General features: G+C 65.4%; 18 protein-coding genes and 1 pseudogene. 5 read left to right on the top strand and 14 right to left on the bottom strand.

Features of this window, described 5'->3' with window-relative positions:
• Positions 1 to 2: 2 nt before the first annotated feature.
• Entirely contained in the window at positions 3 to 1,208 is a 1,206-nt protein-coding gene (locus ABD301_RS32595) for a cytochrome P450 (protein WP_344314087.1), read from the bottom strand.
• Positions 1,209 to 1,340: 132 nt separating this feature from the next.
• Here ABD301_RS32595 and ABD301_RS32590 point away from each other — a divergent pair, with 132 nt between their 5' ends.
• A complete protein-coding gene (locus tag ABD301_RS32590) occupies positions 1,341 to 2,357 on the top strand; it encodes a GNAT family N-acetyltransferase (protein ID WP_344314086.1) in 1,017 nt (338 codons plus the stop codon).
• Between the two features lie 93 nt (positions 2,358 to 2,450).
• Complete coding sequence (typA, locus tag ABD301_RS32585) at positions 2,451 to 4,301, top strand: translational GTPase TypA (RefSeq protein ID WP_344314085.1); 1,851 nt, start codon at positions 2,451 to 2,453, stop codon at positions 4,299 to 4,301.
• On the opposite strand, the gene ABD301_RS32580 is transcribed toward typA, so the two are convergent.
• Complete coding sequence (locus ABD301_RS32580; RefSeq protein ID WP_163570858.1) at positions 4,298 to 4,657, bottom strand: nuclear transport factor 2 family protein; 360 nt, start codon at positions 4,655 to 4,657, stop codon at positions 4,298 to 4,300. The two genes, typA and ABD301_RS32580, sit on opposite strands and share 4 nt — an antisense overlap.
• A gap of 126 nt (positions 4,658 to 4,783) precedes the next feature.
• Here ABD301_RS32580 and ABD301_RS32575 point away from each other — a divergent pair, with 126 nt between their 5' ends.
• Positions 4,784 to 7,759, top strand: coding sequence for an amino acid adenylation domain-containing protein (locus ABD301_RS32575; RefSeq protein WP_344314084.1), 2,976 nt, complete (start codon positions 4,784 to 4,786; stop codon positions 7,757 to 7,759).
• A 99-nt stretch (positions 7,760 to 7,858) separates the two neighbouring features.
• On the opposite strand, the pseudogene ABD301_RS32570 reads toward ABD301_RS32575, so the two are convergent.
• Positions 7,859 to 8,206 (bottom strand): annotated as a pseudogene (locus tag ABD301_RS32570) (transposase); the annotation flags it as partial.
• A gap of 11 nt (positions 8,207 to 8,217) precedes the next feature.
• Here ABD301_RS32570 and ABD301_RS32565 point away from each other — a divergent pair.
• Positions 8,218 to 8,544, top strand: coding sequence for a transposase (locus ABD301_RS32565; protein ID WP_313885808.1), 327 nt, complete (start codon positions 8,218 to 8,220; stop codon positions 8,542 to 8,544).
• A 133-nt stretch (positions 8,545 to 8,677) separates the two neighbouring features.
• Here the strand turns inward: ABD301_RS32565 and ABD301_RS42605 are convergent, their stop codons facing one another.
• Complete coding sequence (locus ABD301_RS42605; RefSeq protein WP_163570849.1) at positions 8,678 to 8,869, bottom strand: HNH endonuclease; 192 nt, start codon at positions 8,867 to 8,869, stop codon at positions 8,678 to 8,680.
• The gene (locus ABD301_RS32555) at positions 8,794 to 9,921 is read right to left on the bottom strand and encodes a DUF222 domain-containing protein (protein ID WP_344314082.1); all 1,128 of its coding nucleotides are present in this window, start codon (positions 9,919 to 9,921) and stop codon (positions 8,794 to 8,796) included. The genes ABD301_RS42605 and ABD301_RS32555 overlap by 76 nt, the downstream gene beginning before the upstream one ends.
• Positions 9,922 to 10,299: 378 nt before the next feature.
• On the opposite strand from ABD301_RS32555, the gene ABD301_RS32550 reads away from it, so the two are divergent.
• Positions 10,300 to 11,055, top strand: coding sequence for an IS5 family transposase (locus tag ABD301_RS32550; RefSeq protein ID WP_344314081.1), 756 nt, complete (start codon positions 10,300 to 10,302; stop codon positions 11,053 to 11,055).
• A gap of 218 nt (positions 11,056 to 11,273) precedes the next feature.
• Here the strand turns inward: ABD301_RS32550 and ABD301_RS32545 are convergent, their stop codons facing one another.
• From ABD301_RS32545 to ABD301_RS32505, 9 genes are read right to left on the bottom strand one after another with little or no spacing between them, the layout of a single operon-like run.
• Positions 11,274 to 12,233: a Gfo/Idh/MocA family protein gene (locus tag ABD301_RS32545; RefSeq protein WP_344314080.1), complete on the bottom strand. Its 960-nt coding sequence runs from the start codon at positions 12,231 to 12,233 to the stop codon at positions 11,274 to 11,276.
• Positions 12,227 to 13,492, bottom strand: a complete 1,266-nt coding sequence (locus ABD301_RS32540) for an NDP-hexose 2,3-dehydratase family protein (protein WP_344314079.1) — start codon at positions 13,490 to 13,492, stop codon at positions 12,227 to 12,229. The genes ABD301_RS32545 and ABD301_RS32540 overlap by 7 nt, the downstream gene beginning before the upstream one ends.
• Positions 13,489 to 14,700 (bottom strand): hypothetical protein, encoded by a 1,212-nt coding sequence (locus ABD301_RS32535; protein WP_163570836.1) that lies wholly within the window; start codon positions 14,698 to 14,700, stop codon positions 13,489 to 13,491. Before ABD301_RS32535 ends, ABD301_RS32540 begins: the two co-directional genes overlap by 4 nt.
• Positions 14,697 to 15,644, bottom strand: coding sequence for a glycosyltransferase family 2 protein (locus ABD301_RS32530; protein WP_163570833.1), 948 nt, complete (start codon positions 15,642 to 15,644; stop codon positions 14,697 to 14,699). Before ABD301_RS32530 ends, ABD301_RS32535 begins: the two co-directional genes overlap by 4 nt.
• Positions 15,641 to 16,372 (bottom strand): NAD-dependent epimerase/dehydratase family protein, encoded by a 732-nt coding sequence (locus ABD301_RS32525; RefSeq protein WP_163570830.1) that lies wholly within the window; start codon positions 16,370 to 16,372, stop codon positions 15,641 to 15,643. The genes ABD301_RS32530 and ABD301_RS32525 overlap by 4 nt, the downstream gene beginning before the upstream one ends.
• Positions 16,373 to 16,374: 2 nt before the next feature.
• A complete protein-coding gene (locus ABD301_RS32520) occupies positions 16,375 to 16,632 on the bottom strand; it encodes a phosphopantetheine-binding protein (RefSeq protein WP_163570828.1) in 258 nt (85 codons plus the stop codon).
• On the bottom strand, positions 16,629 to 18,371 hold the full coding sequence (locus ABD301_RS32515; RefSeq protein WP_163570825.1) for a non-ribosomal peptide synthetase: 1,743 nt from the start codon (positions 18,369 to 18,371) through the stop codon (positions 16,629 to 16,631). The genes ABD301_RS32520 and ABD301_RS32515 overlap by 4 nt, the downstream gene beginning before the upstream one ends.
• Positions 18,372 to 19,868 carry a class I adenylate-forming enzyme family protein gene (locus tag ABD301_RS32510; RefSeq protein WP_344314077.1) on the bottom strand — a complete coding sequence of 499 codons (1,497 nt, stop codon included), beginning with the start codon at positions 19,866 to 19,868 and terminating at the stop codon, positions 18,372 to 18,374.
• A complete protein-coding gene (locus tag ABD301_RS32505) occupies positions 19,865 to 25,246 on the bottom strand; it encodes a non-ribosomal peptide synthetase/MFS transporter (protein WP_344314076.1) in 5,382 nt (1,793 codons plus the stop codon). Before ABD301_RS32505 ends, ABD301_RS32510 begins: the two co-directional genes overlap by 4 nt.
• Positions 25,247 to 25,403: the final 157 nt, after the last annotated feature.

Here is a 25,403-nt window from a genome sequence, read left to right as displayed (position 1 = left end):
GGCTACCAGGTGACGGGGAGGGCGCGCAGGCCGGCGGTGGTGGTTTCCGTACGTGCTTGCAGTGACTCCAGTGGGACGGCCAGTCGCAGCGTGGGGAAACGCTGCAACAGCACCGAAAACACCTCCTGTAGCTCGATCCGGGCGAGGCTCGCGCCGATGCAGAAATGCGGGCCGTGGCCGAAAGTGAGGTGGGCCGTCGTGCTGTGCCGGGCGATATCGAAGGTGTCCGGTTCGGGAAAGGCGCTGGTGTCCCGATTTCCAGCGTCGGTGGAGAGCAGGACCGCGTCGCCGGCCGGGATCGTCATGCCGCTGATCTCGATGTCGGCATGCGCATAGCGGGTGACGCCGCCGGACTGGCCGCCAACCGTCATCCGGAGAATTTCCTCGACAGCGGTCGGTACGAGCGACGGGTCGTCGCGCAGCGCGGCGGCCTGGGCAGGATTGCTGAGCAGTAGCACCGTACCCATGTCGATGCGTGCCATGGTCGTTTCGTGGCCGGCGAAAAGCAGCGCTACCGCAAGGAAAGTCATCTCGTCGATGCCGAAATGCCATTCCTCGTCAGCGGCGATCACGTCACTGATCACGTCCTGGGCGGGGTCCTCCCGCTTGCGTTCGATGAGGTCTCGCATGTACGCGGAGAATTCGGCCAGCGCGTCCTGGGCCGACTCGCCATCGAGCATGCTGGCCATTTTCGTGGACCAGACCCGAAACTTGGCCCGGTCCGTGGCCGGCACCCCGAGCAGCTCGCAGATCACCAGCACCGGCAACGAAAAAGCGAGCTCCTCATGTAGGTCGGCCGGCGGTCCCTGGTCGGCGATCCGGTCCAGCAGTTCGGCGACCAGCCGGGCCACTCGGGGCCGGAGCGCGGTCATCCGGCGGGCTGAGAAGGCCGGCGTCAGCACCCGGCGCAGCCGTACGTGCTCCTGCTTCTCGGTGGCGTAGTCGCCGAGCGGTCCACCCAGGATCGCCGACTCGGTGAACCGGGAGGCTTTTTCCGGCTCCGGATGGGACCGGCCGAGCCGCGGGTCGGCGAGCAGCGTACGCACCTCGTCGTAGCGGGTGACGCTCCAGGCGAGGTCGCCGACGGCCGTCCGCACCCGGGCGATCGGCTGCTCGGCGCGCATCAGCGCGAGGTAGGTCGGCGGGACATCCAGCACGGTGTCACCGTGTGCGAACGGCAGCTGGGGGAGTTCCTCGGTGGCGGTCACAGGGTGTGTCCTTCCGAATACGTTATGAACCGTCACCGTATGCAGGGCGCGCCAGCTTAATCAAGCTTCTTTCCACGATCCCGGGAAAAGTCCTTGCTTGCCGGTACGCCTTGTTGCTGACACCGTGTCTGGGTGCGGCTGCGAACAGTGGATCCCAACGACGACCAGGCTTTCGCCGGCTGGTTCTCGGTCGTCGAGGCGTCGTATCAGCACGACCGGCCGGGCGAGCGGAACTGGCTGTTGGAGGAGCTGCAGGCGCGCGGGCGCGGCTCCAAGGCCGAGCGTTTCGTTGACGTGGCGGCGATCGACGACGGCGCCGTGGTCGGAGCCGCCCGCTTGGGGTTGCCACTGCTGGAAAACTTGCGATTGGTTGGCCTGTCCCAGCTCGCCGTACGGCCGGACCGGCGGCGGGCGGGTATCGGAACGGCACTGCTTGCCGAGGTCGAGCGGCTGGCCACCGCGGCCGGCCGGGACCTGCTGGAGGCCGACCTGGACGAACCCGGTTGGCCGGAGGTGCCGGATCCGGGCCGGATCTTCGCCGGCCGGCACGGCTTCGAGTGCGCGCAGGTGGCCGTACGCCGCGACCTCACGTTGCCGGCCGACCGCGAGCGGATCGACACGCTGGAGGTCCAGTGCCGCCGGTACGTCAGCGGCTATGCCTTGCGCACCTGGCGAGACCGCTGCCCGCAGGACCTGGTGGACGACCGGGCCGTACTGGCCGCTCGGATGAGTACGGACGCGCCGATGGGCGACCTCGAGCGGGCCGCCGAGCACTGGGACGCCGACCGAGTCCGGGACCGGGAAGGGCTGCAGCTCGCGCAGAACCGGAGCTGGGTCGCGGTCGGCGCCATCCACCAGGCGTCCGGCCGGATGGTCGGCTTCACCGAGGTCGGATTCCCGCTGCGAGCGCCCGAGCGCGGCTACCAGTGGGACACCCTCGTACGCCGTGAACACCGTGGTCATCGGCTCGGCGCGTGGATGAAGGTGGCGAACCTGCGCCAGCTCGCCGACGTGTCTCCGGTCACCACCCTGGTGACCACCTGGAACGCTGACGACAACGCTCCTATGATTGCGGTGAACAAGAGCCTCGGGTGCGCGGCGAATGGTGCCCTGACCCACTGGACGAAGCGGCTGGGTGACCAGCGCTGACCGACCGGTCCGTACACTCGGCGAGGATGAGGCCAGCCGCTGGCCAGCACTCCGTACGGGCCGCTTCGCCCGCCGACAAGGATCGAGTACTCCATGCCCACTCGTGATGACCTGCGCAATGTCGCGATCATCGCGCACGTCGACCACGGTAAGACGACGTTGGTTGACGCGATGCTCTGGCAGTCCGGCGCTTTCCGGGTCGGCTCCTCGGTCGACGACCGGGTGATGGACTCGATGGACCTGGAGCGCGAAAAGGGCATCACCATCCTGGCCAAGAACACCGCGGTCAAGCACAGCGACCTGACGCTGAACATCGTCGACACCCCCGGCCACGCCGACTTCGGTGGCGAGGTGGAGCGCGCGCTGTCCATGGTGGACGGTGTGCTGCTGCTGGTGGACGCGAGCGAGGGCCCGCTGCCGCAGACCCGGTTTGTGCTGCGCAAGACGCTCGCGCTGCGGCTGCCGGTGATCCTGGTGATCAACAAGGTGGACCGGCCGGACGCCCGGATCGCCGAGGTCGTCGACGAGACGTACGAGCTGTTCCTGGACCTGGACGCGGATGAGCAGCAGATCGACTTCCCGATCGTCTACTGCCACGCCAAGGCCGGCAAGGCGTCGCTGGAGCGCCCGCTGGACGGCGAAAGCCCGAACTCGGAAGACCTCGAACCGCTCTTCGACATCATCAAGAAGACCGTGCCGCCGCCGCAGTACGACGAGGGCGCGCCGCTGCAGGCGCACGTCACCAACCTCGACTCGTCGCCGTACCTGGGTCGCCTCGCGCTGTGCCGGATTCGCAACGGCACCATCCGCAAGGGCCAGCAGGCCGCCTGGTGCCGTACGGACGGGACCATCCAGCGGGTCAAGATCACCGAGCTGCTGATGACCGAGGCGCTGGATCGGGTGGCGGTCGAGACCGCCGGGCCGGGCGACCTGATCGCGATCGCCGGCATCCCGCAGATCACCATCGGCGAGACCCTCACCGACCCCGAGGACCCGCGCCCGCTGCCGGTGATCACCGTCGACGAGCCGAGCATCTCGATGACGGTCGGGACGAACTCCTCGCCGCTGGCCGGCACCTCCGGCAACAAGCTGACCGCCCGGCTGGTGAAGAACCGGCTGGACGCCGAGCTGATCGGCAACGTGTCCATCCGGGTGCTGGAGACTGAGCGGCCGGATACCTGGGAGGTGCAGGGCCGTGGCGAGCTGCAGCTGGCGATCCTGGTCGAGATTATGCGCCGCGAGGGTTTTGAGCTGACCGTTGGCAAGCCGCAGGTCGTCACCAGGCTGATCGACGGCGCGGTGCATGAGCCGGTCGAGCGGCTGACGATCGACGCCCCCGAGGACTACCTCGGCGTGTTGACCCAGCTGATGGCGCTGCGCAAGTCGCGGCTGGAGCAGATGATCAACCACGGCACCGGCTGGGTCCGGATGGAATACCGGGTGCCGGCCCGTGGCCTGATCGGCTTCCGTACCGAGTTCCTCACCGAGACCCGCGGCACCGGCCTCATGCACCACGTCTTCGACGGGTACGAGCCGTGGGTCGGCGAGCTGCGGACCCGCCCGACCGGTTCGCTGGTCGCCGACCGACGCGGCCCGACCACCGGTTTCGCGCTGGCCAACCTGCAGGAGCGCGGCACCATGTTCGTCGGTCCCGGCACCGACGTTTACGAGGGCATGATCGTCGGTGAGAACTCCCGTCAGGACGACATGGATGTCAACCCGACCAAGGAAAAGAAGCTCACCAACATGCGCCAGTCCTCCGGCGACATCCTGGTGCCGCTGATCCCGCACCGGGTGCTGTCGCTGGAACAGGCCCTGGAGTTCTGCCGCGAAGACGAATGCGTCGAGGTCACCCCCGGCTTCGTCCGCATCCGCAAGGTCACGCTGGCCGCGCAGGACCGGGAAAAGCTCCGCGGCCGCAAGAACCGCCCCCCGAAGAACTAGTCCTTAATCTCGGTGCCCTGCGCCGAAAGTAACCGCCAGCCGCTGCGCACCCGGACGAACACGTGGGTGTAGCGGCTGGCGGCGGTGACGCCGGTGAAGGTCATCTTCGTACGCCCGACCACGATGCCGATGTCGCCGACGTGCCGGACGAAAGCCTCTTCGGGGTAGGACTGGATCTCGCCGAACTGGACAGCGCCGGACGTGATCGCGCCGATCAGGTCCACTTTGGACACCATCGCACCGTCGGCGATCGAGACCAGCAGGAAATCGTCGGCGAGCAGGTCGCCGAGGGTTTTGGTGTCACCGTTGGTGAGCGCTTCGAAGAACTTCTGATCGAAAGTAAGCAGGTTCTGCACCTGGGGTCCATTCTTGAGTCGTGGTTGTCCACCATCGGACGCTAAACCCTGACATCGGTGGCAAGGCCAGCGTCGTTGGACGCTCGGGCCTTGTCAGGGCCTTCGTCGCTGGTAGATCATCCGGAAATGACGGAACGTCTGTCGTACGGCCAGCAGCGACTGTGGTTTCTCGACCGGTTACAGCCCGGTGACGCCTCGTACAATCTGTGTGAGGCGCTGCGACTGCGCGGTTCTTTGGATGTCGGCGCGTTGCGGAATGCTCTCGATGCGCTGGTGACGCGGCATGAAATGTTGCGGACGCGATTTCCGGACGTGGATGGCAGTCCGGTGGCTGTGCTCAGCCCACCTGGGTCGGCTCCGCTGCGGATGGTGGACGCCCGCGACGAGAATCACGCGCGGGAACTGGTGTCGGCTGAGGCGAACGGCGCTTTCGAGCTGGCCGCGGCCGCGCCGATCCGGTTGTTGCTGGTACGGCTCGGCCCACGCGATCACGTACTGAGTGTCGTGTTGCACCACATCATCGGCGACGGGTGGTCGCTGAACCTGCTCAACAGTGAGTTGATTGAGCTGTATCGGGGTCGCGAGCTGCCGCCGCTTTCGGCGACCTACCGCGATTTTGTCACTGCTCAGCGGGCCGTCGATCCGGCGCCTGAGGTGGCCCGTTGGCGGGATCGGCCGATCGGCGCGACAGAGTTGGCGTTGCCGACGGACCGGCCACCCGCCGCCGAGCGGTCTACCAGCGGTGGCTTCGAAACCGTCACGCTGCCCGCCGATGTGGTTGCTGACCTGGTGGCGTTGGCCCGACGGGAACGCTGTTCGCTTTTTATGGTCCTGCTCAGTGCGTACCAGCTGCTGTTGTCCCGGCACACCGGCCAGCACGACATTTGTGTGGGCACGCCGATGGCCTCGCGTACGGAGCTGGCCTGGGAGACGATCGTCGGGTATTTCACCCAGCTGCAGGTGCTCCGGGGCGACCTCTCTGGTGACCCGGAATTCTCCCGGCTGTTGAGAAAAACCCGGTCCGATGTATTAGGGACCTTCGGCCGGCCGGACGTGCCTTTAGCCGCACAGTTCCAGACAATCATGGTTCTGAATTCGCCGGAGGAGACCGGTTTCGCGCTGAGTTCGTTCGGCGACCTGGAACTCGAGTGGTTCGGCACCGGCTTCGGGCAGAGCATGCTGGATCTGACCTTGCAGTTGTTTCCGCTGGCGGACGGAGGTCTCAGCGCCGCCTTTGGCTACCGCGACGACGTCTTCGACGCAGCCACAGTGGCCGGCATAGCCGCACGTTTCTTGGTCCTGCTGCGAGATATCGTACGACGCCCTGACGCTCGCATCGGTGAGCTGGAATGCCTGGCCGCAGGTGAGTTGGATAAGTTGTCCGCCTGGGGCACCGGGCCTGGGCAACCGGTTCCCGCGGTGGTCCCTTTATTGATCAAGGCGTCGGACGCCGTGGCGGTGGGGTCCCTAACGTACGCGGAACTGTTGTCGCGCGCCGAAAAGCTGGCTGGCGCGCTGCGGGAAGCCGGTGTCGGTCCGGGGAGCGTTGTTGGCGTACATTTGCCGCGCTCGCCCCATGGTGTGATCGCCTTGCTCGCCACCTGGCTCGCTGGGGCTGCTTACCTTGCTCTGGATCCCGCATTGCCGGCAGCCCGGAAAGACCTGATGATCGTCGGAAGTGGAGTCGAGGTCGTCATCTCCGACGAGCCACTTCCGGGTGTGGTCAGGGTTTCCCCTTCCGCCACCGCGCCAGCGATGACTGCCGTGCAGGTGCTGCCCGAGTGGCTCGCGTACGTGATTTACACGTCCGGATCGACTGGCACCCCGAAAGCGGTCGCGGTGTCGCATGGCGCACTGGCAGCCAGGGTGGCCTGGATGACCGGCGTCTACGCGCTGACTCCGGATGATTGCGTCGCGCAGGTCGCGTCCTGGGGTTTCGACACCCACGCCGAGGAAATCTACCCAGCACTGGTAGCTGGGGCGCGGGTCGAGGTGGTCACGGAGTCCGCGGCACTGCCGGATTTCCTGCGGTCTGCCCAGGGCCGCGCGGTCACTGTGCTCGACCTGCCCACCGCGTACTGGCATGAATTGGTCGCCAGCCCGGAAGCTGTCCGCTGGCCCGACGGGTTGCGGCTGGTGATCCTCGGCGGCGAACAAGCATCAGCGGAAGCGGTTGCGCGGTGGGGTTCGCGTACCCGGCTGGTAAACACGTACGGTCCGACCGAAGCGACCATTATCGCCACGGCATGCGATCTCGTGCCGAACGCCGCCGCACGTCCGCCTATTGGCTGCCCGATCGCCGACACCGTGGTCAAAGTGCTGGATCCGGCCGGAAATCTGACGCCACCCGGGGTGTCTGGAGAACTGCACATTGGCGGCGCGGGGGTGGCGCAGGGATATCTGGGCCAACCGGATTTCCCAGTAACGGAAGGGATTCGTTGGTATGCGACCGGGGATCGCTGCCGCTGGCGACCAGACGGCCAGCTGGAATTTCTCGGCCGTCTCGACGATCAGGTGAAGGTTCGCGGTCACCGGATCGAACCGGCCGAGGTGCGCGCCGCATTGGAGGCCGAGCCCGGTGTCGATCAGGCCGTCGTCGTTGCTCACCAGGACCGGCTCGTCGGCTACCTCGTCGGGACAGCCACGGACCAGGCAATGCGGGCCGGCCTCGCTCGTACGCTGCCCAGTTACCTCGTGCCCGATCTGTTCGTACGACTGGAAAAACTTCCCCTGACAAACAATGGGAAGGTGGACATACGAGCGCTGCCCGATCCGGCCGCTGTGGTCGCCGTGCAGTGGAGTGAACCGGAATCCGATGCCGAGCAGTTGGTCGCCGAAATCTGGACCGAGGTGCTCAGCGTCGAACGAGTCGGTGCCGCCGACGACTTTTTCGCCCTCGGCGGCCATTCGCTCTTGGCCACTCGGGTCATTTCCCGGCTGCGCGCCACTCTGGAAATCGACGTGCCCGTACGCGCCGTCTTCGACTACTCAACGCTGACCGCTTTCGCCGCTCACGTAGAGGTGCTGCTCACCGCCGCTGTCGACGAACTCTCCGACGCGGAGGTAGCGAATTTGCTGTCCTACCAAGCCAGTAGTGAGTAAGAGACACCAGCCTCAAACATCCACAACCTCCATCCGCAGACTCCCGCGCTCGGCAGGACGTCTGGGTCCGCAACACGAACGGTGTTTCTGGCGTTTGCGTTAGTACGTTTCGGCGGCCGGCCAGCGGTTACCGAATGTGATGGCGAAGGCGTTCAGCACGGGCTTCCAGCGCATCGTCCGTCGGGCGCGGCCTGTTCCGGTGGGGTCCAGGTCGTGTGTCACAAGGTACAGGCACTTCATGGCTGCCTGCTCGGTTGGGAAGTGCCCGCGTGCGCGTACCGCGCGTCGGTGTCGAGCGTTGAGTGACTCGATCGCGTTCGTGGAGCAGATGACTTTCCTGATTTCGACATCGTAATCCAGGAAAGGGATGAATTCTTCCCACGCGTTGCGCCACAGGCGGATCATCGCGCCATGCTGTTTCCCCCATTTCTCGTCAAGTTCCTCGAGCCGGACTAGACGTGCACCTGGTCTGCGACAACCTGTCCACTCACAAGACCCCTGCCATCCACGAATGGCTCGCTGTGCATCCCCGGTTCCACCCGCACTTCATCCCGACCGGATCGTCCTGGGTCAACCAAGTAGAACGTTGGTTCGCCTACCTGACCACCGAACTCCTGCAGCGAGGCGTCCACAAAAGCGTGAAAACGCTGGAAAAGGGCATCCGTGAATGGATCAAGATCTGGAACGAGGATCCCAAGCCATTCGTCTGGAAGAAGAGCGCCGAAGAGATCCTCAACTCTCTCGCACGATATCCTCAACGGACTTCAGGCGCGGGACACCAGTAGCGTGTCGCTCCTAAATCTGGCGCTGCTTGTCCGAGGTTCTCGGGTTCAGGTCTGCTGAGGACGATCGGTGATGGTTCGTCTGCAGAGTTGTGGGCCGCCGGGCGTGATAGTGCCCGGCGGCCAGGTGGGTTTTCTATGCGGCGAGTTGATTAATCCCGCGGATGGGTCTTCGTTCGCGGTCAACGTACGCGGGCGGCAGGAATTCAACGATTCCGTCGACGATGCGTACGTCCCAGCCGCCGTGGTGCACTAAGCGATGGCAGCGGTCGCACAGGAGCACGCAATTGTCAAGGCAAGTATGCCCACCATCGGCCCAGTGCTGCACGTGGTGCCCCCTCGTGTCCAGCGGGGTGGTCGGCCGCATCTGGCGCAGCCTTTGTCTCGTGCTATAAGGGCTTTGCGTAGGGCTGGTGTGATGAGTCGTTCGTTGCGTCCGACATCCAGCGGTACGCTGTCGCTGCCCAGCACCATCGGGATAATGTCCGCGTCACAAGCGAGCCGCCGGACGCCCTCTGGGGAAATAGGTGCGCCACTGTGCGGGTAAGCGACTCCGAGGCGGTCGCGGAGCATGTCCCAGTTGATGGTGATGGTGAGATGCGGTCGCTCGGCGCCCTGGGTGGGGAGTTTCCCGGAGTCCGCGATCAGATTCAGGGCTTCCGCGAGCGCGTCCCCGTTGCGTTCGGACACTGACCGCTGATCAGGGGTCCCGTTCTCAGCGGGCCGGGGTTTGGCCAGCGGGCTGAGGATTTCGCTGAAGAGGGTCCCGGTTTCACTGTCGAAGGAGCCGGTGAAGTTGAGGCGCCCGTCCCGTCCGGTGTGGAGGGATAGTTCGCGGCGTGGTTTCTGGTTTTCGTGTTCGGAGGGCGCGGGTCCGTCGGGGTCCAGGTGATCGTGGATGCGCCTGCCGACTTTGGCTAGGCCTGGTGCGGTGTAGCGTTTCGCGTGTTCCACCAGGGACGCTTCGGCTTCTTCGCGGTCTTTGATGGTCACCCTGGCCGGGAGCCTGGTCACGACCCCAACAATGGTGTCGATTTGGGAGTCCGCGAGTTCGCCGCGGCGCATCGCCTCACTGGCGATACTGAGTGTGGGCGCGAGCGTTTCACCGGTGAGGGCTTGGCTGGGGCACAGGTTCAGGGCTCGTTTGTAGCGCCGGGTCGCCTCTGTGGGGGACAGTCGAAGGAGATCCTGCAGCATCCCCAGGGTGTTGCGGTGCCCGAGCGTCTTGCCGACGTTTCCCCGGTGGATCGCCGCGACAATGTCCAGCACCTCGACCTGCAGCAGCCGGACCGCTTTTTCTTTCTCCTGCAGCAACTCACCTAGCTCATCCGGGTCACACCTCCAGAGCTCTGGAGAGGTGACTTCGTCGCCGGCGGCCATGACATTAATTCTACCGCCGGCGCCGACAGTTTGGTCGCGTACGGGTGATCAGGAATTGGATACTTTCACAATAACCCCAACGAAACATAGAGCGCGCGCGTTCAAGTCTTTGCGGGCGCGAGCGCTGGGCCTCAGAGACTGTTGGGGTAACTGAGTCGTGACGTCCGGTGGTGATGTTGATCATGATCGGCGTGTCGGCGGGTAAAAAGATCATTCCCACCAAGATCACGTTGTGTGCAACTGTCAGCCTGGTGGGTATGATCCACGTCCATGTTATCCGTCCAGTTTGTCCGATCGCGGGTGGGCGCTGCTGGCGCCGTTGATGCCGGTCCGTGATCAGTAAAAGGGCGGTATGGTAAGGAAATATGGTGATGGTTGGTGCTGGATGCGATCTTCTTTGTGCGGCGTTCGGGTTGTCAGTGGCGGATGATCCCGCATGACTTGATGTCGTGGGACGCCGCCTACCGCTGGTATCGGTCCTGGGCTAAGGACGGGACGTTCGATCGTGTCCACGACGCGCTTCGCGATCAGATTCGGGTCGCTGCCGGTCGCGACCCGAATCCGTCAGCCGCCGTTCTGGACGCCCAGTCGATCAAGAGCAGCGAGGGCGGGCAGGCCCGCGGGTTCGACATGGGCAAGAAAACCACCGGCCGTAAACGGCATCTCATTGTCGATACTCTGGGTTTGCTGCTGACCGTGATAGTCACCGCCGCATCCGTGCAGGACCGCCCCGGTGGACGCCGGATTCTGCAATATGGGGCCTCCCGATTTCCTTCGATCGCCCTGGTGTGGGCTGACGGCGGATACGCCAACTCGATCGACAACAGCATGGTGGCCTGGGCACAGGAAAGACTCGGCCTGCTGTTACAAATCGTGAAACGTAACGATGACGTCAAAGGCTTCCAAGTATTACCGCGGAGATGGGTCGTCGAGCGCACCTTTGGCTGGCTGATCCGCAACCGCCGCCTGGCCCGAGACTATGAACGCCTCACCAGCAATTCCGAAACCATGATCAAACTGGCGATGATTCAGCTCATGGCCAATCGGCTGTCCGGCCAGACCATCCGCTGGCCCAACGCCACCGAACGCGAAGCAGCCCGACGACTCACCATAGAGACCAAATTCGCAGCGTAACCAGTCACATACCCAACAGTCTCTCAGACGCAATGACCCAGTAGCGTGGCGCTGATATTTTGAGGCCGCTGGTGTTGGAGTGGCTCGCCCCAGCGACGGCGCTCCGATTGTTGGGTGGTGAACCCATCAGACGGACTGTGCGGTTGCTCCTGTGACTGCTGTGAAACTTGAGAAGATTCACGCCAACAAATATCGCCAAACTTAGAAACGCCACGCTACTAGTGGAGGGCATCCACCCAGCGGGCGCTGGACCGAACCGCCTCGACCAGGGCCGCCTGGCGCAGGATTTGCGCGCCGTCGGTGCCGGCGGCGATCGCCGCGGCGAAGGCCTCGGCGGCCTTGACGAACTGCCGGTCCGCCGGGAGCACCCGCTCGGTCACCTCGCCGGCGACCTCCATTCGCAGGACCGGCGGATAATCATCTGGCGGCGTGAATGGTCGCCGCAACTCCAGCGATCCCTGGCTTCCCCAGATCGAACAGACGGTCCGGTATGCATGTATGAAACCAAAGTCTAGCTGCGCGGTCACTCCGGCAGAAGTGGTCAGCAGCACACTCCCGGCCACGTCGACCCGTGCGCCCGGGTCTCGTCGCAGCACCGCGCCGACGACTTCCAGTTCCGATCCGAGATAAAGCTGCGCGGCTCGGATCGGATAGACGCCTACGTCCAGGAGCGCTCCGCCGCCAAGATCCGGCAGATAGCGGGGGTTCTCGGGCTCCAACGGCGGAATTCCCATGGCTGCGCTGAAAGCCCTGATCTCCCCGATTCTCGGGAGGCTTTCCCGTACGACGGCATGCTGGGAGTGGTGCAGGAAAGCAAAATTCTCCACCAGCAGCAGACCGTGTGCTTGGGCCAATGCCACCAGCGACTGGGCTTCTTCCAGCCGTACGGTCAAAGCCTTCTCGGACAACACATGCTTTCCCGCGAGCAGCGCCTTTTCGATCCACTCGGCGTGAAGTCCAGTGGGCAGCGGGAGATAGACGGCGTCGACATCATCGCGGGCCAGCAGGTTGTCGTAGCCTTCGACCGACGCGCAGCCGTACGGCGCGGCGGTTTCCTGCGCACGACGCAGATCCCGACTGGCCACCGCCGTCACCTCGATGCCGGCTGCGTCGGCGAGTGCCGGCAGCATCCGCCGGCGGGCGATCGAGGCGCAGCCCAGCACGCCAAATCTCAGCACAGGTTCAACCCCGCCACCAGGGTTCGGGCTTGCACATTCACATAATGTGGGTGCCGCAACAATCCGGTCAGCCGATCGACCGCGAGCCACCGGTAGTCCGGTGGTGGGGGCGGGAGGTCGGGCGGTGCATCGACCACCCGATAGCGAGTCTGAGCGCGATAGAATCGGCCTCCTTCCTCGGAAAGCACCGTGTCATAACGGGCCCGCCCGGTGAGCACGAGGTCAAAATACGGCGGCGCCGGCAGATCGGCATAGCTGTTGGGTACACATTGGACGGTTGGCCCCAGTTCCACGCCGTTGCGCAGGCCACCCTCGGCTCGGGCCCGCACGAGAACCTCGGCGATGCCGTTACGGCGCCGTGACAGGAAAGCCGCCACCCCCTGCCCGTGCGGCCGGAAGAGCGGCTGGGTCCAATGGGTGACTTCCCGGGTGCCGGCCCGCACGGACACCGCCAGTACGCTGAAATGCCGGCGGTCGGTCCGGGCGATCTCGTCCGGATATCGGTACCAGTCCCGGACATCGGCCAGATCGATCAGCTCACTGGCCTGCGGATGCCGGGATTTCGCCTCGGTGATCCAGCTCAGCAGTTCGGTGTCCGGGTGCGGTGCGCCGGCCGCCGCAAGGCACGCCAACACCGTACGGGCGTCCATGTTCACCAGGTTGTCGAGCCGCAGCAGTCCGCCGAGCTCGGTGAGCGGAATCCAGCGGAAATCCTCGTGCGTCGGAACCAACTCGTCAGTGATTTCGACGACGATGTTTCGATTGCGTTTGCGGTAGAACCACGAGCCGTGTTCGGACTGCAGGGTGTCCACCAGCACCCGGCCGGGCCGTGGCGAACGGAAGAACTCCAGATAGCGTACGTCCGCGCCGCCGTGCACTCCCGTGTAGTTGCTGTGGGTGGCCTGCACAGTCGGTGCGAGCTGGAGCATGTTCACGTTCCCAGGCTCCATTTTCGCCTGCATGAGGCAATGCGGTTCTCCATCGATCCGCTTCAGCAGGATCCCCAGAATGCCGATCTCCGGCTGGTCGATGATCGGCTGCGACCAGTTTTTCACCGGACCACTGGGATCTGTCACCCGCAGCCCGCGGACAGTGAAGAAACGCCCGCTGTCGTGGCACAGGTTGCCACTGCCGGGCGCGAACCGCCAGCCGCGCAAGTCGTTCAGCGGGATCCGCCGGACGGTGAAGTCGTGCGTTACCTGCCGCTGCGCCCACCACCGGTCGAAGTCGACGACGGCTTGGAGCGTCTCGGTCCTCATGCCGCCCTCATCAGCAGTTCTTCCATCCTATAAAGGAAATCCCGGACGACGTCGGCCCGATGGTCGGCCAGCAGTGACAGCGTCTGGCCGTCCCTGTCGTCGGCGATCGCGAGATAGCACCGCAGGCCCGGTGGTCGAAAATCAGGTAGCCAGCGAAAAGTTGTGCCGGTTGGCTGGCGCGGCGGGCTCGGCCGGACCGGTGAGCGGGCATCGTTGAACATCACCGGCGGATTCACCCCGGCGGTCTCGACCAGCTCCCGGGCAGCCGCCGGGTCACATTGGGCGTGTTGGTACGCCCGCATGGACGCGGCCCACGATCGCTTGACCAGCCCCGCGAAGCCATCGGGTCCGGCGACTGATACGGACACGAACGCGTCCAGCGCGAAAGGAGCCACGCAGCCGCGTTCGTTGTCGGTTGTCCGGTTGTATGCCACGGTTTTCAGGAAACAGGTGTCTGTGTCGGCGATCTTCGCTTGCTGGTGAGCGAAAGCGGCGAGATAGACGGTCGAATCGGACGTACGACAGCGTTCGGCGAGACGGGCCGCAGCTACCTCAGCCACCTGCGAACGCAGTTCGCCATGTCGCAGACTCGGCACGTTTTCAAGCGGTCCGGTGGGCGCCGCGCCGCCAGCTACCGATCGCAAATACTCCAGCCCGCGTTCGCTGCGCCGGATGCCTGCCTCGCTTTGTTCGTGTCGAGCCTGATCCGCCGGCTGCCATGCGGCCGGTAAGCGTACGTCCGGGCGCCGCAACAGCCGGCGTAACTCCGCGGTCAGCATGCCAGCCGCCCAGGCGTCAACCGCCAGATGTGACAGGCCCAGCACGATTTCCCGTGGCTGGCCGTTAAAACACACCAGGGTGGCGCGGATTCCCCAGTCGTGGGCAGGATCGAACGGCTCAGCGGCCAGCTTCTCGACCGCGCTGGCGGTATCCGCGTGGCCGACGCGGATCTCCAGTTCGCCGGCAGCAATCACTTCCTGGGTCCGGCCGGGAAAGATGGTGTGCAGCGAGTCGTGCCGGCGGACCAGCGCGGCCACCGCCGTGGCCACGTCGTCGGAGGTGCATCCAGCCGGCACCGGCACCACTCGGGTGAGGTTGTAGTTGTAGTCCTCGTCCGCGGTCCGCCGCAACAGCGCGTCGTACACAATGGACTGTCCCCAGCTGAGCGGCGCCGCGGTGGCCCGCATGCCGGTGAAGGTCACGATCACCGGCCATCTCCCAGGATGTCGCGCAAGGACGAGGTGTCCCGGCGCAGCGTTTCGTCGTACACGTACTCGATTTCGCGACCGTGCATGGCCAACAGCCGCCGATCGTCTCGGTCGTAAACCTCGATCCGGTCCGCCGTCCGAACGATCCGGCCGAGGTCGGGATCGCTGTCGGCGCCATCGTAACCGGTTCCCAGTCGTTGGATGATGGCCAACTTGGCAACTCGGCGGTAGTTCGGATCTGCACAACTTTCCAAGAATTTGCTCAACACTTCGGTCTGTGCGGTGTTCCGATCGAACCGAGTGGAGTAGCTGCCTGGCCGGACTCGATAGAGATAGCTGGGGTCGGGCACCTTGGTGATCGGCGCACCACCGGCCACCAGCCGCACCCAGAGGTCCCAGTCCTCGCCGAGCGCGATCTGTCGGTATCCGCCTATCCGATGGTAAAGATCGCGAGAGTAGAGGGCGCCGACGAGCACGTAGTTGGTGACGAGCAACTGGGCGAGCTGGTCTCCCGGCAGCGGAAAGCGATCTTTCGTGTACGTGGCGGGGCTGGCCGGGCCGGAGCCGGTCCAGCTGAGCGGTCGCGGGCTGATCAGGCCCGGCCGTTCCGCGTACGCGTCGGACAGGATTTCCAGGTGATGCGGCAGAACCATGTCGTCGGCGTCGAGCTGCGCGACCAGATCGGTGGTCAGTGCGGCGATGCCGGTCCGCCGGCCACCCCAGATTCCCAGCCGCTGGGGCGTACGGATAACCGTGACCGGCAGCACCGTGGCCCACCGCAGAGCCAGCTTTTCGGTGTCGTCGTCGGAACAGTCGTCGACCACCACGATCTGGTCGGCCGGCCGGGTCTGGGTGGCCAACGACCCGAGCGCCTGGTCGAGGAACTCCGCCGAGTTCATCGCGGCGATGACGACTCCCACGGTGTGGCGCTTTCGCTGGTTCATCGGAGCACGTACCGATCAAGGACCTGGCGGAAGTAGTCCGCGCCGAAACCGAAATCCGCCACCGCAGGCACCAGCTGGCGGAGCTTTTCCGTACAGATCCGGGGATCCGCCGGGCTTGCCACCAGCTCGATAGTGGCCGTGATACCCAGCCGTTTCTCCAGCTCGGCGACCAGTTCGGACACCGGCACCGGATGACCGGACCCGACATTGACCACACCGGTCACTCGGGCGTCGAGCAGACTGTCCACCGTACGAACGAAATCGGCCGCGTCGATGAGGTCTCGACGGGCTCCGGACAGGACTTTCACCTTGCCGGACCGGATGTTCGCGACCAACGCCGGCACGAGCTGGTGCGCTGGCTGCCGGCGGCCCACCGGATAGGCCAGCCGGACAGTCAGATGTGCTGGGTCGGCCTTGGCGACAATGTCCTCCATTCGGAGTTTGTGTTGTCCGTAGGGCGATTCAGGTCGCGCCGGACCCGACTCTCGGCTGACCGGTTCGGCACGGCCGTAAAGCCCGGCCGATGCGGTGGAGATATAGACCAGACGTTCGCCGGAAGTCGTACAATGAGCGAGGGTTTCCCGCAGCCGTACGGCTTCCCGGTCGAAATCCGAGGTTTCCGTTGACGCGCCACTGGACGGCCCGGCCGCGAAGACCACCGCGTCCGGGTGCCGGCTCGCGATGGCCGCCAGGTTTTGACCCAGAAAGCCTGATCCGACCGTTCGCACGGTTAGGTCCCGGTTTCTCGTACGCCGAGCCTGGCCAGCTGCTCGACCATCGCGTCCAGACTTTCCAGGAAGGTCACGTCCGCGTCCAAGTCGATCCGCACGTCGTATTCGGACTCCAGTGAGTCGATGAGCCGCAGATATGCCAGCGAGCCGACGCCCAGCGATGCCAACGAATCACCGTGCGCGAGCACGTCGTCGGCGCCGATCGTGTGATCGCACGCCGCGGCCACCAGTGCGGCCACTTTCTCTCGGACGCTCATTCGGCCATCTCCTGCTGGAGTCCGACGACGGCCGCCACCACGCCGGAGATGGTGGGCGTGTCGAAGAAAACATCGAGTGGGACTTCCACCCCGAGCCGCGACCGCAGCCGCGCGATGATCTTGGTCATCGTCAACGAGTGGCCGCCGAGGTCAAAAAGGTCCTCGTTCGGCCCAATGTCGTCGATCCGCAGCACCTCACACCAGACTTCTTGCACCTGGGCGGCGACTCCGGTGTACGCGGGCGCCGCCTCGACATCTCGCGTACGCGGCGGAGCCGGCAGCGCCGATCGGTCGAGTTTCCCGTTCGGAGTCAACGGAAGCGAGCCAAGCCATACGTACGCGTTGGGCACCATCACCGCCGGCAGCGATCGGCTCAGGTGGTCGGACAACACCGCACTGTCCACGGTGGATCCGGCGGCCGCCACCACGTATCCGACCAGCTGCGGATCTTCTTCGCCAACGGCCGCGACCGCCGCCTCGGCCACGGTCGGGTGGGACAGCAGTCGGGCCTCGATTTCGCCCAGCTCGATCCGGTGACCGCGGATCTTGACCTGATCGTCCAGCCGGCCAAGGAAATCCAGCCGACCGTCCGCCCGGATGCGTGCGAGATCACCAGTGCGGTAGATCCGGCCCGGCCCGTACGGGTTCGACACGAACCGCGTGGCGGTCAACTCCGGCTGGTTGTGGTAGCCGGCGGCAAGTCCTGCACCGCCAATGAAAAGCTCGCCGGGGGAGCCGGCCGGGACGGCCGCGAGCGACTCATCCAGCACGTAGAGGTCAGTGTTGGCTATCGGGCGGCCGATGGTAACGGTGTCCGGGTCGGCGGGCAGATCGTCCACTGTGGACCAGACCGTGGTTTCGGTCGGGCCGTAGACATTCAGGAGGCGGCGAACCCGTACCCGGATTTCTTTCGCCAGCGGGACCGGCAGCGGCTCTCCGCCGCACAGTGCGACCAGGGTGGGCTCGCCGCCGAGTTCAGGAACCAGCAGTCGCCAGCTCGACGGAGTGGCCTGCACATGCGTGACGGCCTGGTCGCGGATCATCCTCGCGAGCGCGCGGCCATCCCGTACGGCCGTGTCCGGCGCCATGACCAGTCGGCCGCCGGACGTCAACGGCAGGAATATCTCCAAAGCCGCGATGTCGAACGACAGTGAGGTCAGCCCGAGCCAGCGGTCCGCCGGCGAAGCCCCTAATTCGGCAGAAAAAGAGCCAATCAGGTTGGCGAGGGCCCGATGCCCGATCTCCACGCCCTTGGGTTGTCCAGTCGATCCGGACGTGTAGATCACGTAAGCGAGGTCGCCATTTTCCTGAGGCGGGGGCAGATCCGGCGTGCGGAGAAGTTCTGCCAGATCGACCGTCACCACCTTCCCAGGCAACGGTGATTCCTCGCCGTACCGGGTCACCATGACCGGAGCGGCCGCATCGGCGGCGATGAAAGCGATCCGTTCGGTGGGGTAGGAGGGGTCCAGTGGCAGATAAGCCGCGCCAGCTCGCAGAATGCCCAACACCGCCACCACCAGCTCGGCCGAGCGTCCCATGTGGACACCGACCAAGCCGCCCGACCGCACTCCGGCCGCCCAGAGTCGTGCGGCCAACGCATTCGCCGCCGCGTCCAGCTCTCGGTAGGTCAGCCGGGTCTGGTCGAAGACCACCGCCACGGCTTCCGGAGTTTGCTGTGCGCTGCGAAGGAAATGGTCCAGGACGGTGTCTTGGAGGGTGACGCTGAGCTGCTCGGACATTCAGTTGCCTTCCTGCTCGGCGATCAGCTGATCTCGCAGCGCCCGCTTGAGCACTTTGCCGTTCTCGTTGTGGGGCAACGCATCCCGTACGTGGATCGTGCTGGGCAGTTGATGGCTGGCGAGCCGCCCGGCCAGGAAGGCACGTAATTCGCTCGGCACGACCTCGCCGCGTGGCACCACGGCGGCCGCGATGGCGGTGCCCAGCACTGGATGAGGGATACCGAAAACAGCAGCCTCGGCTATCCGGGGATGCTCGTAAAGGGCCGCCTCCACCTGCAGCGTCGAGACTTTTTCGGCGCCAGACTTGAGTACTTCCGACTCCCGGTCAACCAGGTAGAGATAGCCCTCCTCGTCAAGCCGGCCGAGGTCGCCCATCCGCACCCAGCTGCCCCGGAAAACCGCGGCGGTCGCGGCCGGATCGGCGTAGTACTCCCGTGGCCGGACCGGTGACCGCAACCAGACCTCGCCCACTTCGCCGGCCGGTACGGGCTTTCCTTCTGACGAAGCGATCTGAAGGTCGGCCGCTGATGCCGGCCGGCCCAACGCCGTCGGCCGGCGCGGGTCGAACACCATGGTGGTCTGCGCCGGAGCCGCCTCGGTTGAGGTGTAAGTGTTGACCACGGTCGCGTTTTCGAAGGCTTCGGTGAGGGCCACCGCGACCGCCGGGGGCAGCGCCGCCGCACTCACGCCGACCATGACTACCGAGGACAGGTCGAACCGCTCGGCAAGGCGGGCGGTGAGTGCCTCGATCGCCATGGTGGGCACCAGAAAGAGTGTTCCGGGGTGGTATTTCTCGATGAGCCGGCCGAGGTGGCCCGGGGTGAACCGGGACATTGCGACACCGGCCGGCCGGGCATCCAGAGCGGTCAAAAGCGCGGTCTGACAGGCGTTGGTGCCGACCGGAAAGGCGTGCAGGAAATGGTCCGAATGCGCCAGCTTCACTCGACGCTCGCCGGTCGTGCAGCCGAAAGTCAGGTTGCCGTGAGTGGCACTGACGCCCTTGGGGCGGCCGGTCGTTCCGGACGTGTAGATGATCTGGGCCAGGTCGGACGGCGAGGCCGTCCCCTTGACTGGCTCGGATCCGTCCTGGCATTTCGCCAGTGTCGCGGACCACGCATTTTCCGCTGTGACATGGACATCTTCGGCATGCAGGACGCCGGCCGCGGTGCAGTGGTGCAGAATATAGTCGCGTTCGGCTGGGGCCAGCCGTTCGGACACCGGTACGGGCACTCCGCCGGCCTTCTGTACAGCGCAGAAAGCCACCGCGAAGTCGATCCAGTGCCGCGTCCCGTACACCAGCGCCACTCGCTCGCCGCGCTCGACGCCTCGATGACGCAGCGCCCCCGCGACCACGCTGGACTTTGCTTCCCACTCGCCGAAAGTCAGCGAGTGCGCGCCAACCGCGAGAGCCAACCGGTCGGGTTGGTGGGCGGCTCTGGCGGCGAGCAGGTCGGGTACGGTGTGGCCCCGGCGGGCGGCCGCCAACCCGCTCGTCACCGGTTTTCCGTTCGTTGCCGGATGATCTCATATCCGACGAGGTCATCCATGGCACCGTTTGGTACATCCGTGTCGAAATTCCTCAGCAACCGAATGCGCATGGACACCAGCACCAGGATGATGATTGCCGCGCCGAACAGCAAGTAGGCGAGACCGGCGCCCCGGCCCGGTCCGGTGCCGATGACCGCGCCGACACTGGTGGCCAGCGCGCCGCCTGGATTCATCAGCGGCTGCAGGAGATGGATCCCGTACGGTCCGATAATCGCCCATCCCAGCGGAAGCGTGGACCACGCGATCAGGGTGTTCACCGCGAAAACCCGGCCGTGGAATCGTTGCGGCACCTTCACGTGCACGATGGTGGCGTAGAGGCTGTTGAGCAGGGTCACACAAAGCGACATCAACAGCGCGCCGGCCGCCAGCACCCAGAGGTTGGCCCGCAGGCCGGTGATCACGCAGGCGGCTCCGCATGCCAACGCACAGAGGAAAACGCCGCGCAGTCGCTGGTGCCGTGGGCCGCCCCAGAAAGCCATCACCAGCCCGCCCAGCAGCACCCCCACTCCGCCCGCGAGAGCCACCCGGCCAGCGTCGGCGAGGCTGGCGAAGGAAAGTACGGTCGGTGAGACGAGCATGAACATCGGCGCCAAGAAGATGTTCAGCACCATGAAAAACAGCAGCATGGCACGGAAGCCGCGCTGCCCCCAGGAGAACCGGAAGCCGTTGACTGTCTCGGCCAACAGTGGTTCCTTGCGGTGCCGGGCGAGCGTGGTGGGGAAGCGTACGAGCGAAACCACGGCGATCGCGAAAACATAGCTGGCGACATCGAAAATGAGGATGCCGCCGAGGCCGATCGAGGCCAACAGCCCGACCGCGACCAGCGGCACCAGGACCTGTGACGCGCCGCCGATCATCTGGACCACCCCGTTGGCGTGGCCGAGATAGTGTTTGGGCGCCAGCTGCGCTACGGCCGAGCCGTAGGCGAGGCGCTGGAACGAAAGGGCCACCGATAACAGACCCACCAGCGGGTAGATCTGCCACAGCTGGAGATGCCCGGAAAAGAACAGAATCCCGAGCGCCAGCTGGGTGCCGCCGGCCGCGCAGTCGCCAAGGAGCATGATCAGCCGACGGTCGTAGCGATCGACCAGTGCGCCGGCCAGCGGTGCGACCACCATTCCCGGCAGCAGGCCGGCCACCGCCAGCAAAGCGAAACTGAGCAGTGAGCCGGTTTTCAGGTAGATCCACATCGGCAGGGCGAATTCGGTCAGTGCCGACCCGACGATCGAGACGAGCTGGCCGGAGGCCACCGTGAGAAATCTGCGCATGCTCGGCTGTGGGCCGATGACCGTGGCGGCGGACCGGGAAACACCTGCTATCCGCCAGTTTTCGTCGCCAACAGGGCCCGGTTCTTCGTCGGCGAGCTGATGATGTGCGGTGGTGACGATATCGGCCAGTTCCTTGGCCCGGTACGTCACGAAGAAGTGGCCGGCCTCGTCGAGGGTCGCCAACGCGGTCGTGTCGGTGAGGAAATGCCATTCACGATAGCGTTCGGCGGCGAATTCGGTGTCCGGGTCGTGCTCGCCAACGACCGAGATGATCGGCGTGCGCAGGCGATCTTTTGGTTCCCGCAGAAGGTCCGTGAAGAACTCCTCAGCACGGACCGCCGCTCGGCGGGCAATGCGTACGACCTGCCGGGCGCTGGCCGGATCCAGGTCGCCGATGACCGCCAACCAGTTCGCGAAAGCCTGGTCGGCCCGCAACCGTTTCATGCCGGCGAGTGTGCTCAATCCGGACCAGACCCGTTTTCCGGGCTTGGCGAAGGGAAAGACCGCGCCGAAGTAGATCGCCGTCACGGTACGCCCGGCGGTTTCCAGCCGGCGCGCGATCTGCACGGCGAGCGCCGCTCCGGCGCAGTGCGCATAAAGTGCGATCGGCCCGTCGACCCGCACGAGGATTTCGTTGACACACTTGGTCGCCAGCTCGTCAAGCGGGATCGATTCTTCCGCGAGGCCCACCTCGTCGCCGGGCGCGGCGACCGCGAACAGCCGATGCCCGGCCGGCAGCGCCTGCGCCAGTGGCTGGAAAATCGCCGCGGTCCCGCCGCCGTACGGGATGCAGACATAACTGAGAACCCGTTGCCCGGCCGGCACCGGAGCGGTCAGTTCGTACAACAGCGGCCGAGGCCGATGGGTGTCCGCAGGCCTATCGACGAGCGTGGCGAGTTCACGAATAGTGGGCGAGGTGAACAGATCCATCACCGACAGCGCGACGCCGGTAGCCGCGCGCACCTTGGCGACGACCTGGGTGGCAACCAAGGAATGGCCGCCCAGATCAAAGAAGTTGTCGTCAGCCCCGATGCCCTTTCTTCCCAGCACTTGCGCCCATGCCTGGGCGATGACAGTCTCGGTGCCGGCTGCTGGAGCCCGGTAGTCACCGCTTTCGGTGTCGTCCGGAGGCGGCGCTGGCAACGCGCGGCGGTCCAGCTTTCCGCTGGAGGAAAGCGGAAGTGCTGTGAGCTCGACGAAAGCGGCCGGCACCATATACGCGGGTAGCCGCTTCTTCAGCGCTTGCTGGAGCTGGGCCCGGTCCTTGGCGATCGAGTCCTTGGCGACGAGGTAGCCCACGATTCTCTTGTCACCGGGGAAAAATTCGTGAACGGCGGCGGCCGCATCGGTGACCCCGGAGAGTTCGCGCAGTGCGGCCTCGATCTCGCCGAGCTCGATGCGTTGGCCGCGGATTTTCACCTGATCGTCGATTCGACCGAGAAAGTCCAGCGTGCCGTCCGGCCGCCACCGAGCCAGGTCGCCGGTCCGATAGAGCCGGCCCGCGCCGAATGGATTCGGGATGAATCGCTCTGCGGTCAACGATGGACGGCCGAGATAGCCGTTGGCCAGCCCGATTCCGCCGATGTGCAGCTCGCCGGGCATACCGACCGGCAGCTGGCGAAGGGTGTCGTCGAGTACGTACAGCTGGATATTCTGGATTGGCCGGCCAATCGGCACCCGGGCGAGGCCGGCGAGCTGGTCGGCGGTGCAGTGCCAGGCAGATACGTCAACGGCGGCTTCGGTTGGTCCGTACAGATTGTGCAGGGCCGCCGGCAGAGTCGCCAGGCATTTGCGGGCCAGGTCGACGGGAAGCTCTTCGCCACTGCAGAAAATCCGCCGCAGGCCGTGGCAGCTTGTCACCCCCTCCTCGGCCAACAGCATCGCCAGCATGGACGGGACGAAATGGATCGTGGTGATCGACTCGGTCTGAACGGTCTTTACCAGATAGGCGGGATCTCGGTGCCCGTCCGGCTGCGCCAGTACGAGCCGGGCGCCGGTCAGCAGCGGCCAGAAGAATTCCCAGACGGACACGTCGAAACTCGCCGGTGTCTTCTGTAAAACGGCGTCGCCCGGACCAAGGGGATATTCTTTCTGCATCCACTCCAGCCGGTTGACGATCGCGCGGTGGCTGATCATCGCGGCCTTGGGTTGCCCGGTGGTTCCGGACGTGTAGATCGCGTACGCGATGTTCGACGAATCCACCGCAGGCAGCGGAATTCCTGCGCTGTCGGGAAAGTCCCCATCGAGTCGGACGATCGTCGCAGCCGTTTCGGGCAGCGAGGCCACCGCCTGTGTATGAGTCAGTACGATCGGTGCCGCGCAGTCAGCCAGCATGAAAGCCAGTCGGGCCGGTGGATATCCCGGATCCAGCGGCACATATCCGGCGCCGGTCTTCAGCGTCGCGAGCAGCGCGATCACGAGTTCTTCCGACCGTTCCAAACACACGGCCACCAGTACGCCGGGACCGGCGCCGAGTCCACGCAACCTGAACGCCAGCCGGTTGGCGCGATCGTCGAGGTCGCGATAGCTGACGGTCTGGCCGTCAAAAGACAGGGCGGGAGCATCGGGCGTACGAGCGATCTGTTGCTCGATCAGTGAATGCAGGGTGGCGTTCGACCGGAAATCGGCGGTGGTCGCATTCCAGCTGGCCAGCAGTTCCCGTTCGGCGGGGTCGCTGAGGTCCACTTCGGACAGCCGAGCGGTCGGTCGGCGTACCACCTCGTGGAGCAGTCGGATCAGCTGATCGCCGAGCCGGGCAATCGTTCCGGCCTCGAAGAGGTCGGTGTTGTAGACGAAAGTCCCGGCAATGCCCCTCGCGTTCTCGGCGCAGTAAAGCTCCAGGTCGAATCGGGTCGAGGTGAGCTCGGCCGGCAGGATTTCCAGCTGTGGCCCGATCGCAGGCTGGTCGATGTTCTGATAGTTCTGCAAGGCGAAGATAACCCCGAAAAGCGGTGACCGCGCTGCGTCACGGGGCACGTTCAGTTCCTGTACGAGCCTTTCGAACGGAAGCTCCTGGTGCGCGAGGGCGTCCAACGTATGGTCACGGGTACGGCCCAGCAGCTCGGCGAACGATGGATCGCCGGAAAGGTCGGCACGCATCGTGATCATGTTGATGAAGCAGCCGACGAGGTCTTCGGTCTCTGGAAGGAAACGACCGCCCACCGGGGAGCCGACCGCGAAGTCGTGCTGGCCGCTGGCGCGTGCCAGGAGTGCCTGGAAGGCACCCAGAATAACCATGTAGAGGGTGGCGCGATGGGTGTTCGCGAACGCCGCCAGCTCGGTGGAAAGCGCCGGGTCGACAACGAAATGATGGGCCGCGCCAGCGTACGTCTGGATCGCTGGCCGAATGTGGTCGGTGGGCAGTTCCAGCCTGGGCAGCCCGGCCAGCCGCTCCTTCCAGTAGGCCAGCTGCAGCTGGACCGGCTGGGTTCGCTGCCGGTACGCGTAGTCCGAGTACGAGCAGCGCAGGTCCGGGAGTGTTGAGCCGTTGTAGAGGGCGATCAGGTCGGAAAGCACGAGCGCGGTGGACCAGCCATCGCTCGCGATGTGGTGGATCGGCAAGGCCAACTGGTGCTCGTCTGCGCCGAGGCGGACCAGCACCGCTCGCGCGAGCGGCCCGGTCGCCAGATCGAACGGCTCGAGATGGGCGGACCGGATAATGTCCTGGGCCTCAGCCTGGCTCTGCGCCGCGCGTACGATCAGCGGAATTTCGGTCCGCTCCTGGATTTCCACCCGTGGTTCGCCGGTCGCGGCGGCCGGGAAACACATCCGTAACACCTCGTGCCGGGCGGCCAGCGCGGCGAGCGCACGTCGCAGTCGCGCCGGGTCCATCTGGCCGTGAAGCGCAGCGGCGAGCGGAATCGTGTACGCGGTTGACTCCGGCGCGAGTTGGTCCATGAACCACAGACGTTCCTGTTGGAAAGACATCCGGATGGGCCCGTCCGGATCGAGTCGTCCGATCGTCCCGGGTCCCTGCGCCGCGCGCCGGCGCAACCGCTCGGCCACCAGGGAACGGCGGTCAGCCGACTGTCCCGCCGTGCGCGCGGACAGGTCGGTCATCTTTGTCCTGCTCCTGCTTCTTTTGACACAAGGCTATTTACGGGCATGCGAAAGCGCCCGTGCTCGTTTTGGGTTTGTCAGCGTGGTACCGAAATCCGCGCTCTCTCTCGCCCAACCTCCCCGTGGACAGCGCCGCCGCAGGAAATATTCCTGCCAC

This window comes from Fodinicola feengrottensis, assembly GCF_039530045.1.
GTDB lineage: Bacteria > Actinomycetota > Actinomycetes > Mycobacteriales > HKI-0501 > Fodinicola > Fodinicola feengrottensis.
The sequence above is the reverse complement of the archived record's forward strand: the minus strand, read 5'-3'. Positions and strand labels throughout refer to the sequence as shown.

Excerpts from the sequence above, each read along its gene's own strand:
- ABD301_RS32575 (WP_344314084.1), top strand. The coding sequence starts at position 4,784 with ATGACGGAACGTCTGTCGTACGGCCAGCAGCGACTGTGGTTTCTCGAC.
- ABD301_RS32520 (WP_163570828.1), bottom strand. The coding sequence starts at position 16,632 with ATGAGCGTCCGAGAGAAAGTGGCCGCACTGGTGGCCGCGGCGTGCGAT.
- ABD301_RS32515 (WP_163570825.1), bottom strand. The coding sequence starts at position 18,371 with ATGTCCGAGCAGCTCAGCGTCACCCTCCAAGACACCGTCCTGGACCAT.
- typA (WP_344314085.1), top strand. The coding sequence starts at position 2,451 with ATGCCCACTCGTGATGACCTGCGCAATGTCGCGATCATCGCGCACGTC.
- ABD301_RS32530 (WP_163570833.1), bottom strand. The coding sequence starts at position 15,644 with ATGAACCAGCGAAAGCGCCACACCGTGGGAGTCGTCATCGCCGCGATG.
- ABD301_RS32540 (WP_344314079.1), bottom strand. The coding sequence starts at position 13,492 with ATGAGGACCGAGACGCTCCAAGCCGTCGTCGACTTCGACCGGTGGTGG.
- ABD301_RS32555 (WP_344314082.1), bottom strand. The coding sequence starts at position 9,921 with ATGGCCGCCGGCGACGAAGTCACCTCTCCAGAGCTCTGGAGGTGTGAC.
- ABD301_RS32505 (WP_344314076.1), bottom strand. The coding sequence starts at position 25,246 with ATGACCGACCTGTCCGCGCGCACGGCGGGACAGTCGGCTGACCGCCGT.